Consider the following 14868-nt stretch of genomic DNA (forward strand, 5'->3'; position numbering starts at 1 on the left):
TGTCGTTGTCGATTGCATCGCGGACCGCGGTGCGGCTCAGGTTTCCTCAGATCTGCAGCGCCAGCCGGCGCGCCTTGTCGATATGCAGACTGATCGCCTCGACCGCCTTGCCTGGATCGCGGCTCTCCATGGCTTCGATCACCGCCAGGTGCTCGCGCATCACCGGCACGACGCGCCCGTCGATACGGAACCGCTCCTGGTGGATCAGGCGGATCTTCACCGAATTGACCAGATAGGCCTTGGCGATGATCTCGTTGCCCAGCGCATCGATGAACGTGTCGTGCATGGCCCAGTCGATGGTCTGCGCCTTGGCCTCCATCTCCGGCGTCGGGGTCTGCGCCAGCGCCTGGGCATGCATGTCCTCATGCTCGCGCCGCAAGCGGGCAAGCTCGGCATCGGAGGCGCTGACCGTAAACAGCGCCACCGCTTCACGCTCCATGAACAGGCGGAACTGAAAGGCCTCGCGGATCAGGCTGATATCTATATGGGCGATCTGCATGCCGCGCTGCGGAATGGTCGTCAGCAGTCCTTCCGCCTCGAGACGCGGCACGATCTCGCGAATGGCGCCGAGCGGCAGTCCGGTGAAGGCAACCAGCTCACGTTGCGACACGAACTGGCCTGGCTTGAAGTCGCGCGCCAGCAAATGCCGCGTGAAGCTGGCATAGGCCTTCTCCCTGAGGGTGGTCGGTTCGTTGCCGTCTTCCATTTCGGCGCGCTTCCCTTTGCCGGTCAGGCCGGTTCCCTGGCAAACAAGCTGTCATAGGCTGAGGCAAGCTGCTGCTGCCCTTGCAACGCGATCGGCTCCAGCGGCGGACGGACCGCCAGCCAGCGCTCGTCGCCGGTCTTGCGCGCCACCATCACCTTTACCGCCGGGGTGACCGGATATTTGAGCAATTCGAGCACAAAACTCTCGACGCGAGGATCGTCGCGCCCGTCCTCGGCCATGGCGCGGATTTCGCCCGGGACGAAATTGGCCATGCCCGAGATTGCGCCTTGAGCACCCATTCGCACCGCACGCGCCAGATGCCTTTCATCGCCGATCAGGATGACCAGATCGCCATGGGCGGCAAGCAGCGCCTCGCTGTAGCTCCAATTTCCACCGGAATCCTTCACCCCGGCGACCACGTCGGGAAAAGCCGTGCGCAACCGGCCGATCAGGCCAAGCGAAAGCTGCACCATGGTAACCGAAGGGATGTTGTAGAGCAGCACGTCACGGGCGAGGGGGCCGATCGCGGCAAAGACGGCGGAGAACCAGCCGAAAAGGCCGTCGTCGCCGACATTCTTGAAGTAGCTTGGCGGGGCCAGCAGAATGTTTCGGGCGCCGCGCTGCAAGGCATGCTGTGCCTGTTCGGCGGCGTCTTCGGCGGCGTCGACCAGCACGCCGGCAACGAGTTGATGCGGCAGGATTCCAGCAGCCAGCATGGCTTCGGTCACCGACCGCCGCTCCGTCGTGCCCACCGATGCGCCTTCCCCTGTCGTGCCGAAAAGCGTCACGCTGCCGCAACCCTGCGCCAGGCAACTTTCGGCCTGAGCGATCATGGGGGCGGTGGCGATCTGCCCGCGGGCATCGAAAGGCGTGGCGAGAGCGGCCGAAAGGCCAAAGCGTGATGTCACCGGAAGGTCTCCGAAGCAGGTATGTACGCTGTGCTAGCACACTAACATGTTAGTCGTAAATTGGGGTGGTGCGCTTTTTTTAACAGCGGAGGGCCCCCACCTTTTTTATCGAGAGGTTCACGGGTTCAAGCCATGGCGGATCGAGACCATTGGCGAAACAACAAGATGGCCTAGTCTTCGGGGCGCGGAGCGGCAGCTCCAACCTTGTCCCCATCCCAGTCGATGGCTAAACTCAGCCTTTCCCAGGGGAGGTTCTGACATGACACTTCAGCTTTCGGCGGATGCTGTAGCCCCTAAGACGGCGACCGCTCAAAAATACCTCTTCGGCCCGCTCGCCGATTTCCTCATGCTGGGCGGCAGCGCCTTTCTCATCCTACCGGTGCTGTTTCTCGTTCCGCTTGAATATGAAGGTCCGGTGGCCGCAACGATGGTCTTCGTGGCCTATCTCGTGAACTATCCCCACTTCGCCCACTCCTATCAGCTCTTCTACCGCAATTTCGGGCGCAAGGTGACGGGCGACGGCTACGACAGGAGCCTGCAGCTCCGCTATATCTTCGCGGGCATTGTCGTGCCCCTGGTCATGGCCGGGTTCTTTGCCTATGGCGCCGCGGCGGCGAACACGCGCCTGCTCGGCTATGCCACCAACGCCATGTTCTTTTTTGTCGGTTGGCACTACGTCAAGCAGGGCTACGGCATGCTGATGGTGGATGCGGTGCTGAAGCGCAAATTCTTCGACGACCGCGACAAGAAGGTGCTGCTGGTCAACTCCTATGCCGTGTGGATCCTGGCGTGGCTGCAGACGAATACGGCGGTCACCCAGGGCAAATATTATGGCCTGGACTATTACACATTCGCGGCCCCTTCCTGGGTCACCAACATCGCCATGCTGGCGGCCGTTGCGTCGACGGCGGCCACGCTCTTGATGCTGGTCAATCGTTGGCGGAAGAACGGCGGCGGCCTGCCCTATAACGGTTTGGTGGCCTATGTGGCGTCGCTCTATCTCTGGATCCTGATTGCGCGCGTAAACCCGCTTTGGCTGCTGATCGTGCCCGCGCTCCACTCGCTGCAGTATCTCGCCGTGGTCTGGCGCTACCAGACGAACGTCGAGCGCGACAGTTCCGATGCCGAAAGCGATCCGCAGCCGAAAATCCTGTCCTTTCTCGGCCCCCTCTACAGGTTTCGGCTCGTCGGCTTTATCGTCGGCGGCACGGCCCTTGGCTATCTCGGCTTCTGGCTGATCCCATCCGCGCTGACGGCCTTGATCCCGTATGACAGGCAAGTGCTGGGGTCATCGCTGTTCTTCTTCATCGTGCTCATCTTCATCAATGTGCACCATTATTTTCTGGACAATGTGATGTGGCGCCGTGGCAATCCGGAGGTATCGAAGTATCTGTTCCGCTGACTGATGCGCAGACTGTCGAGCCCGGTTTTCGTCAGCTGTCGAATATGCCATTGCGAGCGTGATCGTCAGTGCAACGGAGAGCCCTGGAATGGCGGAGTGCTTTTCCGAGAGCCGCCTGGAAAATACCCTGCGGTGGCAACTGTACCGGCGTTGGCGCCGCCGGCGTGACCCTCGACGCGTGAGTTGCGGCCGACGTGCGGCGGGATCGGCTGGAACGTCACGTAACCAATGAGACATTGCCGCCGGCATGGCGCTCGATGCGGCCTGCAAGGTCGAGTTCCAGCAGCACCATGGAGACTTGCGCGGCGTTGAGGCCGGTGTGGCGGATGATCTCGTCCACGCCCACCGGCGTTGGGCCCAGCACTTCGAGCACGCCGCTGCGTTCGTCCTCACCGGGCGGGGGTGTTGCCGAAAAATCGGGTGCCTTTTCTGGCGGCGCAATGCTTCGCGTTCGCGTGCCGGCCAAGGGTGCGATCGCGCCGGAAACGTCGGCCGCCTCGGTGACCAGGGTGGCGCCATCCTTGAGCAGCCCGTTGGAGCCGGCGCAGCGCGGATCGAGCGGCGAACCCGGTACGGCAAAGACCAGCCGGCCCATCTCGCCGGCCAGGCGCGCGCTGATCAGCGAGCCGGAGCGTTGCGCAGCTTCGATCACCACCAGTCCGAGGGCGGCGCCCGCGACAAGCCGGTTGCGGCGCGGAAAATCCTGCGCCCGCGGCTGCCAGCCGAACGGCATTTCCGAAATAACGGCGCCGCCACGCTCGGCAATGTCTTCGCACAAGCCGATATTTTCGGGCGGGTAGGGGACATCGAGCCCACCGGCCAGCACACCCACTGTACCAGTCGAGAGACTGCCCTGGTGTGCTGCCGTGTCGATGCCGCGCGCCAGGCCGGAAACGATGACGTAGCCGTCGCGGCCAAGATCCGCCGCCAGCATGCGCGCCATCTTGATGCCGGCGAGCGACGCGTTGCGGGCGCCGACGATGGCCACCGCCGGCAGGCGAAAGACGGCTGCCTCGCCCTTCACGGCAATCAGTGGCGGCGGATTGTCCATGTTTTTCAGCATCGGCGGGTAGTCGGCCTCGCCGATGCCGACGAAGCGGGCGCCGTTTTCACTGGCTGCGTCGAGTTCCGCTTCGGCTTCCTCCACGGAAGGAATGCGCATGATCCTTTTGGCTCCGCCCGAAATCATCAGCTCGGGCAGCATCTCCAACGCCGCCTCCGCCGAACCAAAGCGGTTGATCAATTCGCGAAACGAGGCCGGGCCGACATTTTGTGTGCGGATCAGCCGCAGCCAGCTCAGCCGCTGCCGGTCGCTGAGGCGCGGCCCGGCGGCGGGCTTGCTCAACCCTTGGCTCCGATCTTGCCTTCGGTGCCGGCAAGAAGGCGCGAAATGTTGGCGCGATGTTTGAAGATGACGATCAAGCTGATCACCAGGAACAGCCCGGCGGTCTCAGGTGTGCTCCAGAAATAAAGCGCGATCGGCACGATGACCGCCGCCGTCAGCGCTGCCAGCGAGGAATAGCGAAACAGAAAAGCCATCGCCAGCCAGACGACGATAAAAATCAGCGCCACATGCCAGCCGAGCGCGATCAGCACGCCGAGATAGGTCGCCACGCCCTTGCCGCCCTTGAAACCTAGCCAGACCGGAAACAGATGGCCAAGGAAGGCGCCAAGGCCCGCCCAGAGTCCAAGGCCGGCCCACAGTCCGTAGTCGTGTCCAAAATGGCGCGCGATCATCACCGCCGCCGTACCCTTCAACGCGTCGAGCACCAGCGTCGCGGCGGCGAGGCCCTTGTTGCCGGTGCGCAGAACGTTGGTGGCGCCGATATTGCCGGAGCCGATTTTGCGCACATCGCCGAGGCCGGCCGCGCGGGTGATCAAGAGGCCGAAGGGAATCGAGCCGAGGAGATAGCCGAACAGCAATGCCAGGATAACGTTATAACTCATTGTTTGCCCCCGCATTTCCCCAGCAACATATCGGTCTGCGACGTGGCGCGATCGCTCTAGCTCGAAAACACTGTGCGGCCCGCCACCAGCGTTTGCAAGACCATGCCTTGCAGCCGCGCACCTTCGAAGCAGGTGTTTTTCGAGCGCGAGCGGATGCCGCTTTCACTCACGATCCAGGGTTCTTCAAGGTCGATCAGCGCAAGATCGGCCGGCGCTCCCGGCTTCAGCGTGCCGCCCGGCAGGCCGAACAGCCTTGCTGGTGCGGTGGACAGTGTTTCGACCAGCCGAAGTAGCGGCACGTCGCCATTGTGGTAGAGCCGAAGCGCTGCTCCAAGCAGCGTTTCCAGCCCGATCGCGCCGGCAGCTGCATCGGCGAAGGGCAGGCGCTTGGTGTCGACATCCTGCGGGTCGTGCGAGGAGACGATGATGTCGATTGTGCCGTCCTTGACCGCCTCGATCATGGCCAGCCGGTCTTCCTCGGCGCGCAAAGGCGGCGTCAGCCGGAAGAACGTGCGGTATTCCCCGACATCGTTTTCGTTCAGCGACAGATTGTGGATCGCCACGCCCGCCGTGACATTGGCCTGGTCGGCTTTCGCCCGCGTCACCGCTTGCGCTGCCATCGCCGTCGAGATCTTGGCCGCGTGGTAGGCGCCGCGCGTCAGCCGTGCCAGCGCCAGGTCGCGCTCCAGCGGGATGGACTCGGCCTCGCCCGGAATGCCGGCAAGGCCGAGCCAGCTGGCATACAGGCCTTCATTCATCACGCCTGCCGAAGCGAGGTCGCCATCCTGTGTCTCATGTGCGATGACGCCGCCGAAATCGCGGGCATAGGTGAGAGCCCGGCGCATCACCAGTGCGCTGGATATTGTGTGCCGCCCATCGGTGAAGGCGACCGCACCGGCCTCGCGCAACAGGCCGAATTCGGTCATCTCGCGACCGGCGAGGCCTTTGGTGATCGCCGCCGCCGGAAAGATGTTGACGCTTGCCGTGTCCCGGGCAGTGCGCAGCACGAATTCGACCAGCGCAACATTGTCGATTACTGGGTCCGTGTCGGGCATCATAACAACGGAGGTGACGCCGCCGGCCCCCGCCGCAACGCTGGCCGAAGCGATGGTCTCGCGATGTTCGCCGCCCGGTTCGCCGATGAAGACGCGCGCGTCGATCAGGCCGGGAATGATCGCCTTACCGGCGCAGTCGACCACGGTGGCTCCCGCCGGCAGCCCCTGGTTCAGGGCAGCCTTGCCGGCGGCAACGATCTTTTTCCCGTTGACGATGACGGTGCCGATCTCGTCGATGCCGCGTGACGGGTCGACGATGCGGGCGCGCTCAAAGACCGTCGTGCTCATGCGCCGCGGCCCTCTGCATTGCGGCGGGGATCGAGCAGCGCTTCCATCACCGCCATGCGCACGGCGACACCCATCTCGACCTGTTCCTGGATGACGCTTTGCGGACCGTCGGCGATTTCGGACGCAATCTCGACGCCGCGGTTCATCGGACCGGGATGCATCACCAGCGCGCCGTCCTTGGCGGCCTTCAGCTTTTCGGCATCGAGGCCGAAATAGCGGAAATATTCGCGTACCGAAGGCACGAAGGCGCCTTCCATCCGCTCGCGCTGCAGGCGCAGCATCATCACCACGTCCGCGCCCTTGAGGCCCTCTGCCATCGAGCGCGAGACGATGACGCCCATTTTCTCGATGCCGGACGGCAGCAGGGTCGACGGCGCCACCACACGCACCTGCGCACCAAGCGCGTTCAACAGCATGATGTTGGAACGCGCCACGCGAGAATGCAGGATGTCGCCGCAGATCGCTACGATCAGTTTCGACAGCGGCCCCTTGGCGCGGCGGATGGTCAGCGCGTCGAGCAGCGCCTGCGTTGGGTGTTCATGCGCGCCGTCGCCGGCATTGACCACCGAGCAGCCGACCTTCTGCGCCAAAAGGGCGGCGGCGCCCGCAGACTGGTGGCGGATGATCAGGATGTCGGGGCGCATGGCGTTCAGCGTCATCGCCGTGTCGATCAGCGTCTCGCCCTTCTTCACCGAAGAGCTCGCCACCGACATGTTCATGACGTCGGCGCCGAGCCGTTTCCCGGCCAGTTCGAACGACGACTGCGTGCGCGTCGAGGCTTCGTAGAAGAGGTTGATCTGGGTGCGGCCGCGCAGCGTCGAGGTCTTCTTTTCGGACTGCCGCGAAATGGCGACGGCGCGATCGGCCCGGTCGAGCAGAAGCTCGATGTCACCGGGGGAAAGATCGCGGATGCCCAGAAGATGGCGGTGAGGATAAAGCGGCAGGGACGAAGCGTCGGTCATCTCAAGGCGCTGCTATAGGGGGGAGAATTCCTTGCCGCAAGCGTCAGCTTGGCATTGCGGCCTTTCTCCCCGGTATTTTCGTCGCGCGCGCCGCCTGCCTTGGGCTATATCTAGCCGATTGCTTCGGATTCGAAGCCTTGTGATGATAAGTGCCTTTCTAGCGTTAGAAGGCCCTTCTACTTTCAGAAGGATTGGGCGTGACCGACGACGTGACCAACCAGCCGCCGCCGCTGACGGGCGGCAACGCCTGGCGGGGCGATCCGTTGCTGATCCAGCTTGCCGAGCGTTTTTCCGATCCGGTGCGCAAGGACCTCGACGGGCTTGGCCGGTTCGTCCTGACGCAGGAGGCGCAGGAGCTGGCGCGCCTCGCCAATGTCGAGACGCCGAAGCTCCGCACGCATGACCGTCAGGGCCGGCGCATCGACCTCGTCGAATTCCATCCGGCCTATCATGCGCTGATGCGCCGCTCGGTTGCCGGCGGCCTGCATTCCTCGATCTGGGAAAACGGCGATAGCGAGATCGGCCGTCGCCATCAGGTGCGCGCCGCGCGTTTCTACCTGACCGCCGAACTCGAGACCGGGCATCTCTGCCCCATCACCATGACCAGCGCTTCGCTGGCCGCCCTGATGGCCAGCCCAAAGCTGTTTCGCGAATGGGCGCCGCGCGTGACGACGCGCAAATACGACCAGAGTCAGAAGCCGCCGGTCGACAAGACCGGGCTGACGCTCGGCATGGGCATGACCGAAAAGCAGGGCGGCACCGACGTGCGCGCCAACACCACACGGGCCGAACGCGCCGGCAGCGGCTTTTATCGCCTCACCGGCCACAAATGGTTCATGTCGGCGCCGATGTCGGACGCTTTTCTCGTGCTTGGACAGGCGCCGGAAGGGCTTTCCTGTTTTCTCGTCCCGCGCATCCTCGGCGACGGTTCCGGCAACGGCTTCCGCTTTCAGCGGCTGAAGGACAAGCTCGGCAACCGCTCCAACGCCTCATCGGAGGTAGAGTTCGTCAACGCCATCGGCGAGATGGTCGGCGAGCCCGGCGCCGGCATAAAGACGATCATGGACATGGTCACGCTGACCCGGCTCGACTGCGCCGTCGCCTCGTCGGCAATCATGCGAGCGGGGCTGGCTGAGGCCGTGCATCACGCCCGTCACCGCCAGGTGGCCGGCTCGACGCTGATCGAACAGCCGCTTATGCAGCGCGTGCTGGCGGACATGGCGCTCGATGTCGCCGCCGCCACGGCACTCTCGTTCCGACTGGCGCGCTCCTTCGACGAGGCTGCCGGCGACCGCGGCGAGGCTGCTTTTGCCCGCGCCATGACCCCGGTGGTCAAATACTGGGTCTGCAAGATCGCGCCGCCACTGCTCTATGAGGCGATGGAGTGCCTCGGCGGCAATGGCTATGTCGAGGAAGCGCCGCTCGCCCGCTACTACCGCGAAGCCCCGGTCAATGCGATCTGGGAGGGCTCAGGCAATGTCATGGCGCTCGACGTGCTGCGCGTGCTCGGCCGCGCGCCCGGCCTGTTCGAGGAGGTGCTGGCCGGCATCGACCGCGATCTCGGCGCCGGCGGACGCGGAACCATTGGCGTGCTCAAGGCGGCCATGCAGGTCGCCGGCACCGATGAGGGGTCGGCCCGCCTGCTGACCGAACAGCTGGCGCTGTCGGCGGCAGCTGCGGAATTGCGCCGGCTGGGGGCAGGGCGGATTGCGGACGCCTTCGTCGAGACGCGGCTCGCCGGCCAGTGGCGCAACACCTATGGCATGCTCGATTCGCGCCACGATGCGCGCATGATCATCGACACGCTCTATCCGCCGGTGAATTGAGGGCCTTCCGCCAGGCCGTGAACGAATTTGCCTGCCTGTGGACAGCCGTTAACCTTAACGAATGGTTTCCGTTGCAGCCGCAGGCCGCAGACCCCACTGTCTTTGTCACCAAAGCAGGAATGCCATGCGGCACATTTTGACGTCCTTTCTGGCCTTGCACTGGGCGCTGGTTTTCGCCCTGCTGGCGTTCATCTGTGTCGATGGAAACCGCGGCGTTGCGGGCGCTCTGGGCGTGCTCGGCGTCGTCGTGGAAAACACTCGTCTGGCCGATCTCGACAATGCTGCCGTCGTGGCGCCGCTGGCCATCGCCTTGCTGGTCGTGGCGGTGCTGTTTTGCTGGGTCTTCGTCGAGAGCCTGGTTAACGTCGCAGCGAGCCCGGACGGAGCCGACAGTGTGGCGCGGACCGCCTTCATTTCGGCATCCGCGGTGTTGTCGCTCATCCTGATCGGCGGCGCAGCGCGAGGCATCAACGGCCTGTTTTTGGTTGTCGCCGTGCAATTGGCGGCACTTCTGGCCTCCTATGTCGCCATGCTGGCCGAGCGGAGGTCGGTCTTCGCTGTCATGGTTTCTCGGGAGGCAGAGAGCCGCGCCACCGCCCATGCCATGGCCAAGGGTGCCGCGCACGGCTCCTTGCTGTCGCGCATTTCCGGCCGTCCGGACATTGGTCCCAGCGGTCCCAGAGGCGGCTCCAGCCGCAGGGACGGTCACTGATGCGCACGCTGTTCGCATTGTGGGCCGCGCCACTCGCTCTGTTCTGGGGCTGGTTCTTCCTGTCGCTCAACGACATCAATTTCGGCTACGTCATGCTCAGCCGGCAGCTGCATGATTTCGTGTTCCAGCTCTACGGGCAGATGCTGGGCATCGATCCGGCGATCATTCCGGGCATGGTGGCAAGGGCCTGCGTCTTTGACGGCTTCCTGCTGATGGCATTGTGGGCGTTTCGCCGCCGCCGCAACATCATGGCCTGGGTCAGGCGGCAGGCGGGGAATCCGGTTGCGTCCGATCGCGTGGGTCAAGCGACTGGAGCCGGTCCAGAACTCCCTGCAGAATAAAGGCCGCAGCCGCCGAATCGATCTTGCCGGCGCGCTTTCGGCGCGAGAAATCCATCTCGATCAGCGTCCGCTCCGCCGCCACCGTCGACAGCCGCTCGTCCCACAGCACGAAGGGCAGTTCGGTTATGCCTGCCATGTTGCGCACGAAGGCGCGCGACTTCTGGGCGCGGGGACCTTCCGAACCGTCCATGTTGATGGGAAGACCGAGTACAAACGCACCGACATTGTCCTTCTGCAGCTGCGCGAGCAGCGCTGCCGCATCCAGCGAAAACTTTTTGCGCAGGATGACCGGGCGCGGATGGGCGAAGGACAAGCCGCGGTCGGAAACGGCGACACCGATCGTCTTGTCGCCGAGGTCGAGCCCGGCCAGCGTCCTGCCGCCTTCCAGCCGTGCCGGCAGATCCTCGATTGCTATGATGCCCAACGGCTTTCCCCAACCAGTTTTACCGTGACCCAGTCTAACCGTGACCCAGACTTGCCGTCACAAAGAGCGCGACACGTTCTTTTGAACCGCGAGCACACTATGTCACTTTAATTTTGCTGCCGGCGTTCTATCTTCCGGCGCAACCAAAATCGAGGAACACGATCGATGAAATTGACCTGGTACGGACATTCCGCCTTCCGCGTCGAGACATCAGGCGCGAACATCCTGATCGACCCCTATCTCGTCGGCAACCCATCATGGACGAGCGGCTGGGAGGGGCCGGCGGAAGGCGTCACCCATGTGCTTCTGACCCACGGCCACAGTGATCATGTCAGCGGCGCGGTGGAGGTGCTGAAGAAGAGCGGCGCCCAGCTGGTCGCCAATTACGAGATCTGCATGTACCTGGTCGGCAAGGGCGTCGACGGCAAGAAGATCAATCCCGGCAATCATGGCGGCACCGTCGATTGCGGTGCCTTCACCACCACATTCGTGCAGGCACTGCATTCCTCGTCGTTTGGGCTCGATGGCGGCCAGAACGTCTACCTCGGCAATCCCAACGGGCTGGTCCTGCATTTCCCGGAGGACAAGACGCTCTACCATATGGGCGACACCGACATCTTCTCCGATATGGCGCTGATCGAGGAATTGCATGAGCCGAAGATCGGCCTCGTGCCGGTCGGCGACCGCTTCACCATGGGCGGCGCGGTGGCGGCCCTGGCCTGCCGGCGCTTCTTCCACTTCGACACCGTCGTGCCATGCCACTTCGGCACCTTCCCGATCATCGACGCGACGGCGGAGAAGTTCGTGGCCGGCCTCGAAGGATCAGGTGTCGACGTAGCCTTGCCAGCCATCGGCCAAACGATCACACTATAGAGCGATCGTTGAAACGATCCCTTGTCGCAAAGGGGAATTAAACCATGGGTTTGAGAGAGACTCTTTGCGTTTCGATGCTGGTCGCTGCGTCGCCCGCATCCGCCGCCGAGGACTTCATCAAGGGCGTTTACCTCCAGACCCAGGAGCTTTGCGCGCAAGCCAAAAAGGACACGCTGCAGACGCTGATTGACACCGGCAATGTCATCTTGTCGGCGGACGGCCTGCAAAGCGTCGAGTATAATTGCGAGTTCGTCCAGGTCACCAAGGCGACGCGCTCGCCGAGCTGGGCGGTCACTGCCATCTGCCAGGAGCCGGGCTTTCTCTTTCCCGATATACTGTCGATCACGCAGATGAACGCGACCCAAATCGACATCGTCTCGGTGCGCCCGACCGCCGACGAAGGCGAGCAGGCCGGCAATGGCGGCAGCTATTATCTGTGCGAGGGTGTATCGCTGCCCTAGGCTGAAATGCCGCCCTGGCATGAACGGGCTCTATCCCCAAGCACGATCGATGTTGCGCGGCACGCGCCACGCCGCTATAGCGCCATCTGGTTTTCCCAAAGGCTAAAGACATGTCCGTTGATCTGCAAACTGTGAAGCGCGTCGCGCGTCTCGCCCGCATTGCGGTGAGCGAGGAGGATGCCGAGCGCATGACCGGCGAGCTGAACGCCATTCTGGGCTTTGTCGAGCAGCTGAACGAGGTCGATGTCTCCGGCGTCGAACCGATGACATCGGTGACCCCGATGGAGATGAAGAAGCGCCAAGACATCGTCACCGACGGCAACAAGGCTGCCGATATCGTCGCCAACGCGCCGGCCACTGACGAGAATTTCTTCCTCGTGCCGAAGGTCGTGGAGTAGCTGGCCGATGGCAATCGAGATCGCCGTCGAAACGCCGCTGCAGGACGATGTCCGCGCTTTGGTCGAGGAGCTCAACGCGACGCTGCTCGAACTGACGCCGCCGGAGCATTGCTACCATCTGACGGTCGAGCAGATGGCTGGCGACGACACCACCGTGTTCATCGCCCGCGACGACGGGCAAGCCATCGGTTGCGGCGCGCTGAAGCGCCATGATGCCCGCGTCGGTGAGGTCAAGCGTATGTACACGCGGCCTTCGCATCGGGGCAGGAAGATCGGCGCCAAGATCGTCGAACATGTCGAAACGCTGGCGCGCAGCGAAGGGCTGAAGCGTCTGGTGCTGGAAACCGGCGACCGCCATCCCGCCGCCTGGACCGTCTATGAACGCGCCGGCTTCTCGCGCTGCGGGCCGGTGCTGGATTATCCCGATTCCGAGTGGTCGGTGTTTTACGAAAAGAGCCTTTGATGAGCGAACTGACCCATCTGACAATTTCGCAGGCGCGCGCCAAGCTGCGCGCCAAGGAGATTTCTGCCGTCGAAATCACCGAGGCCTATCTCGGTGCCATCGAGCGCGCCAATCCGGTGCTCAATGCCTACATCGTCGTCACCGGCGACAAGGCGCGCGATATGGCCAAAGCTTCCGACGCCAGGCTCGCCAAGGGCCAGGGCGGTGCGCTGGAAGGCATCCCGCTCGGCATCAAGGACCTGTTCGGCACCGAAGGTATCCACACCCAGGCCTGCAGCCATGTGCTGGACGGCTTCAAGCCGCGCTACGAATCGACCGTCACCGCCAATCTGTGGGCAGACGGCGCCGTCATGCTGGGCAAGCTTAACATGGACGAGTTCGCCATGGGCTCGTCCAACGAGACCTCCTATTACGGCCCTGTCGTCAATCCGTGGCGGCGTTCGCGCCTCGACACGGTGGTGATGCCGACCACGCATCAGGGCGATGGCGGTTTCGTTTCGGCCGGCGGCACCAAGACCGCGCGCACGCTGGACAATGCCCAACTGGTGCCCGGCGGCTCCTCGGGGGGCTCGGCTTCCGCCGTCTCGGCTTTCCTGTGCGCCGGCGCCACCGCCACCGACACCGGCGGCTCGATCCGCCAGCCAGCCGCCTTCACCGGCACCGTCGGCATCAAGCCGACCTATGGCCGCTGCTCGCGCTGGGGCATCGTCGCCTTCGCTTCGTCGCTCGATCAGGCCGGCCCGATCGCCCGGGACGTGCGCGATGCCGCGATCATGCTGAAGTCCATGGCCTCGGTCGACCCCAAGGACACCACTTCCGTCGACCGGCCGGTGCCGGATTACGAGGCGGCGATCGGCAAACCGATCAGGGGCATGAAGGTCGGCATTCCCCGGGAATACCGCGTCGACGGCATGCCGGAAGAGATCGAGGCGCTGTGGCAGAAGGGCATTGCCTGGCTCAGGGATGCCGGCGCCGAGATCGTCGACATCTCGCTGCCGCACACCAAATACGCTTTGCCGGCTTATTATATCGTTGCGCCCGCCGAAGCGTCATCCAATCTGGCGCGCTATGACGGCGTCCGCTACGGCCTGCGCGTGCCGGGCCAGGACATTGTCGACATGTACGAAAAGACCCGAGCCGCCGGGTTCGGTCGGGAGGTCAAGCGTCGCATCATGATCGGCACCTATGTGCTGTCGGCAGGCTATTACGATGCCTACTATCTGCAGGCGCAGAAGGTGCGCAATTTGATCAAGCGCGACTTCGAGACGGTTTTTGCCGACGGCGTCGACGTCATCCTGACGCCGGCGACGCCGTCGGCCGCCTTCGGCATCGCCGACGAGGACATGGCCGCCGATCCGGTGAAAATGTACCTCAACGACATTTTCACGGTGACCGTGAACATGGCCGGACTGCCGGGCATTGCCGTGCCAGCCGGCCTCGATGCCAAGGGACTGCCGCTCGGCCTGCAACTGATTGGCCGTCCCTTCGACGAGGAAACCCTGTTCCAGACAGCCGCCGTCATCGAGCAGGCGGCGGGAACCTTCCAGCCGGAGAAGTGGTGGTAGCATGCCGCCTCCGTCTCGCATTTCCATCGTCGAGACGGGAAACGAACTGCTGATCACGAACCCGCCACGCACCTCGGATTTCAGGACAGTCTTTGTCCTGATCGGGGCCGCGATCGTCGCCTACACCGGCTACATGGGATTGACGGATATGTCGTCCGCAACGCTCACCAGCGGCACGCTCGGCCTGCTGTCCTTCGTGGCGGTCATTGCCCTCTTCACCTATTTCCTGGGCAAGGATTTCATCTGGCGGGTGTTCGGCAGGGAAACCCTGCGGCTGACCGACACCGCAGCCGTGCGCTCGGTGAGGGGTTCTTTGCGAAATCGGTGGTCACTGCCTTTGAAAGGGCATCTTAGGGTCGAAATCCTCGACCACACCTATCCCACGGACGAAGTGGAACTGTCGGAAGTCATCAGCTTAACCAACGCGAACGGCGTGCTTGTTTTCGGCAGGGAGTTAAGCCGCCTCGAAGCGGAAGCGGTAGCGAGTGCGGTCGAGCACTTCATCGGCCGTCACAATTTGAGCTGGAGATAGGCAGG

At 63.6% G+C, this 14868-nt stretch carries 17 protein-coding genes; 10 read left to right on the plus strand and 7 right to left on the minus strand.

What is annotated here, in order from left to right:
• Positions 1-46: 46 nt before the first annotated feature.
• Positions 47-706, minus strand: coding sequence for a GntR family transcriptional regulator (locus NKI88_RS02115; RefSeq protein WP_023706209.1), 660 nt, complete (start codon positions 704-706; stop codon positions 47-49).
• A gap of 23 nt (positions 707-729) precedes the next feature.
• Positions 730-1614, minus strand: a complete 885-nt coding sequence (locus NKI88_RS02120) for a dihydrodipicolinate synthase family protein (RefSeq protein WP_352653620.1) — start codon at positions 1612-1614, stop codon at positions 730-732.
• A 259-nt stretch (positions 1615-1873) separates the two neighbouring features.
• Between NKI88_RS02120 and NKI88_RS02125 the strand changes: the two genes are divergently transcribed.
• Positions 1874-3016, plus strand: coding sequence for a hypothetical protein (locus NKI88_RS02125; protein WP_023832075.1), 1143 nt, complete (start codon positions 1874-1876; stop codon positions 3014-3016).
• 217 nt (positions 3017-3233) lie between these two features.
• On the opposite strand, the gene dprA is transcribed toward NKI88_RS02125, so the two are convergent.
• From dprA to NKI88_RS02145, 4 genes are read right to left on the minus strand one after another with little or no spacing between them, the layout of a single operon-like run.
• Positions 3234-4361, minus strand: coding sequence for a DNA-processing protein DprA (gene dprA / locus NKI88_RS02130; protein ID WP_352653621.1), 1128 nt, complete (start codon positions 4359-4361; stop codon positions 3234-3236).
• Positions 4358-4963: a glycerol-3-phosphate 1-O-acyltransferase PlsY gene (gene plsY / locus NKI88_RS02135; RefSeq protein WP_352653622.1), complete on the minus strand. Its 606-nt coding sequence runs from the start codon at positions 4961-4963 to the stop codon at positions 4358-4360. The genes dprA and plsY overlap by 4 nt, the downstream gene beginning before the upstream one ends.
• Before the next feature lie 56 nt (positions 4964-5019).
• On the minus strand, positions 5020-6306 hold the full coding sequence (locus tag NKI88_RS02140) for a dihydroorotase (protein WP_352653623.1): 1287 nt from the start codon (positions 6304-6306) through the stop codon (positions 5020-5022).
• The gene (locus tag NKI88_RS02145) at positions 6303-7268 is read right to left on the minus strand and encodes an aspartate carbamoyltransferase catalytic subunit (RefSeq protein WP_023806087.1); all 966 of its coding nucleotides are present in this window, start codon (positions 7266-7268) and stop codon (positions 6303-6305) included. The genes NKI88_RS02140 and NKI88_RS02145 overlap by 4 nt, the downstream gene beginning before the upstream one ends.
• Before the next feature lie 197 nt (positions 7269-7465).
• Between NKI88_RS02145 and NKI88_RS02150 the strand changes: the two genes are divergently transcribed.
• The 3 genes from NKI88_RS02150 (at position 7466) to NKI88_RS02160 (ending at position 10147) form a co-directional block, all read left to right on the plus strand.
• A complete protein-coding gene (locus NKI88_RS02150) occupies positions 7466-9094 on the plus strand; it encodes a DNA alkylation response protein (protein WP_023700749.1) in 1629 nt (542 codons plus the stop codon).
• 124 nt (positions 9095-9218) lie between these two features.
• Positions 9219-9806 carry a hypothetical protein gene (locus NKI88_RS02155; protein WP_023712362.1) on the plus strand — a complete coding sequence of 196 codons (588 nt, stop codon included), beginning with the start codon at positions 9219-9221 and terminating at the stop codon, positions 9804-9806.
• Positions 9806-10147, plus strand: a complete 342-nt coding sequence (locus tag NKI88_RS02160; RefSeq protein ID WP_023806088.1) for a DUF6105 family protein — start codon at positions 9806-9808, stop codon at positions 10145-10147. The genes NKI88_RS02155 and NKI88_RS02160 overlap by 1 nt, the downstream gene beginning before the upstream one ends.
• Here the strand turns inward: NKI88_RS02160 and ruvX are convergent.
• Complete coding sequence (gene ruvX / locus NKI88_RS02165) at positions 10065-10571, minus strand: Holliday junction resolvase RuvX (protein ID WP_023806089.1); 507 nt, start codon at positions 10569-10571, stop codon at positions 10065-10067. The two genes, NKI88_RS02160 and ruvX, sit on opposite strands and share 83 nt — an antisense overlap.
• A 165-nt stretch (positions 10572-10736) precedes the next feature.
• Between ruvX and NKI88_RS02170 the strand changes: the two genes are divergently transcribed.
• The 6 genes from NKI88_RS02170 (at position 10737) to NKI88_RS02195 (ending at position 14863) form a co-directional block, all read left to right on the plus strand.
• Positions 10737-11444, plus strand: a complete 708-nt coding sequence (locus NKI88_RS02170; protein ID WP_023670997.1) for a metal-dependent hydrolase — start codon at positions 10737-10739, stop codon at positions 11442-11444.
• 44 nt (positions 11445-11488) lie between these two features.
• Positions 11489-11905: a hypothetical protein gene (locus NKI88_RS02175; protein ID WP_023670998.1), complete on the plus strand. Its 417-nt coding sequence runs from the start codon at positions 11489-11491 to the stop codon at positions 11903-11905.
• 110 nt (positions 11906-12015) lie between these two features.
• The gene (gene gatC, locus NKI88_RS02180; protein ID WP_023670999.1) at positions 12016-12303 is read left to right on the plus strand and encodes an Asp-tRNA(Asn)/Glu-tRNA(Gln) amidotransferase subunit GatC; all 288 of its coding nucleotides are present in this window, start codon (positions 12016-12018) and stop codon (positions 12301-12303) included.
• Between the two features lie 7 nt (positions 12304-12310).
• Positions 12311-12766: a GNAT family N-acetyltransferase gene (locus NKI88_RS02185; RefSeq protein ID WP_023726661.1), complete on the plus strand. Its 456-nt coding sequence runs from the start codon at positions 12311-12313 to the stop codon at positions 12764-12766.
• Complete coding sequence (locus NKI88_RS02190) at positions 12766-14331, plus strand: amidase (RefSeq protein WP_023693429.1); 1566 nt, start codon at positions 12766-12768, stop codon at positions 14329-14331. Before NKI88_RS02185 ends, NKI88_RS02190 begins: the two co-directional genes overlap by 1 nt.
• A 1-nt stretch (position 14332) precedes the next feature.
• A complete protein-coding gene (locus NKI88_RS02195; protein WP_352653624.1) occupies positions 14333-14863 on the plus strand; it encodes a hypothetical protein in 531 nt (176 codons plus the stop codon).
• Positions 14864-14868 lie beyond the last annotated feature (5 nt).

The sequence above is a fragment of the Mesorhizobium sp. M0317 genome (assembly GCF_040321555.1).
Taxonomy (GTDB): domain Bacteria; phylum Pseudomonadota; class Alphaproteobacteria; order Rhizobiales; family Rhizobiaceae; genus Mesorhizobium.